At 38.4% G+C, this 1,265-nt stretch carries 1 protein-coding gene; it reads right to left on the bottom strand.

Annotated features, from left to right (window positions below):
* A partial coding sequence (cas1f, locus tag BT797_RS20765; protein WP_075473351.1) for a type I-F CRISPR-associated endonuclease Cas1f occupies positions 1 to 1,006 on the bottom strand: 1,006 nt, incomplete at its 3' end.
* Positions 1,007 to 1,265 lie beyond the last annotated feature (259 nt).

Genomic DNA, 1,265 nt, shown 5'->3' with positions numbered 1-1,265 from the left:
ACTGCCGAATAGGCAGCTTAAAGGACTGGCTATCATGCCAGTTCTTCTCTTTCCCCTGCAATGCGACTTTCTTAACTTGATTAAACATAAAATCTAACGTTTTATGATCGGTAAAAGCTTGTAGTACCTGTTGGCGAAATTCTTGTTCGGTCATATTTTCTTTGGCGCACACAAACGCCCAAGGCAGCACAATTGCATCTTTGATCAAATCCGCAATATCAAATACCAATGCACCACGGCGAGTTTTGCCATGCATCACTGCAAAACCATGAGGAATACCTAATACCCACAGCGTTGTCGCGGCCAACCCATAGGCCAAGTAATTACCATGATTTAAAAAGTCATTAGCTTTGTCGGTCGATACATGCTGACGAGTAAAATTGGACGTTTTGGTAATATTGGCGGCGAACTTATACAGTTGCTTAGTAAGCTGTGCTTCAATCAGTAATAAATCAGATGGTTTAGACGCTGTAGCCATTTGTTCATCAAACCGTTCCAGAGCTTGCTGTATACTTACATCATCAGTGGTAAATCCTTCAAGACGTAACTCTCGGTCTTTCCCCCAAATACGATGCAAATATTCAATTCTCGCTTGTTGAAATTGTTTCGCTGCATCCAGACGCTTAGAATCATCAAACCAAAATGACATCCAGCCTTGCAGGTATTCGGTTGGCCGGTATTCACTTTGCGGTGTCATCCATTCAATCGCATGCTCAACATTGTTCGCCATATATAGCGGCGTACCACCACCGCCACTAAATCCGATAAGTACGCCAGCTTGAGCTAACATCCTGACTGCCGCCTGAGTAATAGAAGTGCCATTACCCAATAAAAGAACCGTAGTATTAGCGATAGGAATATTGAAATAATTATTCTCATGCTTAGCTTCAGTTAAATACAGAACCCGACCGTCTTTTTGCATAACACGGCAATATTCGAGGTAATACACATTTGCGCGTTTAGAATGTAAAATGCTTTTTAAATCTGATGGTGATAAATCTTTCATTTCTAGCACCTAAATATATGAAATCAAAATAATTAAACACGAAAAAATCAAACGTCACAACTTATCTTTTTATTAAAAATAAAATATATGATTTATATCAATAGGTACAAAAACACTCACTTTAAAACTAATCAATAACAGGTAGTTATGTTCATTTTCTGGTTTGAAGCCTTCATTAATACCTCATAAAGTTAACATCACTTAACTGATTCAGGTTTACCACTTAGATAAGTCGTAAAGTTTGTCACTTTGTGTCAAA

Source organism: Moritella viscosa, assembly GCF_900120065.1.
GTDB lineage: Bacteria > Pseudomonadota > Gammaproteobacteria > Enterobacterales > Moritellaceae > Moritella > Moritella viscosa.
Note: the sequence above shows the minus strand (reverse complement) of the source record. Positions and strands in the feature narration are given on the sequence as shown.